Source organism: Paramuribaculum intestinale, from assembly GCF_003024925.1.
Classification (GTDB): Bacteria; Bacteroidota; Bacteroidia; order Bacteroidales; family Muribaculaceae; genus Paramuribaculum; species Paramuribaculum intestinale.
Map to the genome: position 1 here is coordinate 1 of NZ_PUED01000331.1, position 1,541 is coordinate 1,541.

The window sequence follows — 1,541 nt, forward strand, 5'->3', positions numbered from 1 at the left end:
CTTCAACGCAATGGAAGGAACAGTAAAAGAGCGACTTAAAGACTTTATAAAGTTTGTAGGTATCAGCGAACGCGAATTTTGTAGGCGGGTCGGCGTGGGGTCTGCCTATATACAAAGTATTCGTAAGTCTATAATGCCGGACACTCTGCAACAAATTACCATACAATTCCCGCGCCTTAATCCGCTGTGGCTAATGATGGGCGAGGGCGAAATGCTTCTACCCGAAGAAAAGCCGGAAGCCCCCGAAGTGGCTCCTTCCGAAATTCTGCTTAAACTTTTGGAAGATGCCCGCGAAGAAAAAGCCCGCCTTCTCTCTATAATAGAAAGTCAACAGCGGACTATCGAACGGCTAACAGAACTTACTAAAAAAGCGGATGTCCACCGGGGCGACACTGCAACCTCTGCCGCTGTCGGGTAGTCCTTGGGCGTACCGTTCCTTTATACTGAAATTTTGGCTATACCTTATTATATATAAAGCCGAGAAATACAGGTAAGTAGCGGTATAAGTGCCGTAGTAAAGTGATACGCGTAGAACGCACAGAAACGCCCCATTTTCGCGCCGTTTTCTTCGGGGTGGTAATTCCTACCATTTGGGGCGTAAAGTGCCGTAAACGCAAAATTCGGGAAAAATAACTCAGCTATATGGAAATCGCTATAAATACCTATTATTCTAACCGGGCTTACTACCCGTTTATCCCTCGCCACGTCTTCGACGCTTTGGAAGCAGCGTACTTGGACGGTCGGGAAACTATTGTTATATCGGAAGCGGACTACTTCGCTATTGTTGACAACGCCAAAGCCGCCGGACTATGCCCCGCGTAGTTAATACTTCCTGGCCCATTAAGGAAGAAATAAGCCGCCGTTTCTTCTTGGCGTTGGAACGTCTTGTAGAATTAAATAAGGTTGCGTCGCTTGAGGCGTTCTGCAATGAATACGGGCTTAGTGCGCCGAAGTATCGGGAACTTCGGTTAGGCTATGGCGTTACCCCGAAGCCGGACTACAAGCCCCGCTATAAGGGCATAGAATTGGAAGCCGCCCACTATATTACAGCCTGCTATCCCATTTCGGCGAAGTGGCTGCTTACCGGGTGCGGAAAAATGCTTACTTATGAAGTTCAAAATTAAGGTAGGATTACATATAAAGCCTAACAATAAGGGTAAGGCTACGGAAGAAGTTGGTATTAGGCTTCGGGTATCGTGGGCCGGTCTTCGGTGTGATATCCGCTCCGGCTATGTTATTGCCCCGGCTAAATGGGACGACGCTAATAGTTGCGTCCGGCTCGGAAACAAGAACAGCCACGGCGAAACAGCCGGGGCTATCAATCGCGGCGTTATGGCTGTGGCTTCCACTATTGAAGAAGTCCTTACCCGGTTTGAACTTGACAATAAACGCCCGCCTTCGGTCGCTGAATTTAAGGAAGCCTTCGACTTGGCCGCCGGACGTGCGAAGCCCGAAGAAAAGAAGCCGGAAGAAAAGCCGTTAGGGTTCTTCGCCGTCTATGACCTATTTACCGGGGAAATGGGGGTTACGAATAATTGGAC

The 1,541-nt window shown here is 48.8% G+C and carries 1 protein-coding gene and 2 pseudogenes; all 3 read left to right on the forward strand.

Annotation, left to right across the window (positions count from 1 at the left end; genetic code table 11):
* Positions 1–418: pseudogene (locus tag C5O24_RS13265) on the forward strand (hypothetical protein); the annotation flags it as partial.
* Between the two features lie 391 nt (positions 419–809).
* Positions 810–1,124, forward strand: coding sequence for a hypothetical protein (locus tag C5O24_RS13275; RefSeq protein ID WP_107034925.1), 315 nt, complete (start codon positions 810–812; stop codon positions 1,122–1,124).
* Positions 1,108–1,541: pseudogene (locus C5O24_RS13280) on the forward strand (hypothetical protein); the annotation flags it as partial. The gene C5O24_RS13275 and the pseudogene C5O24_RS13280, both read left to right, overlap by 17 nt.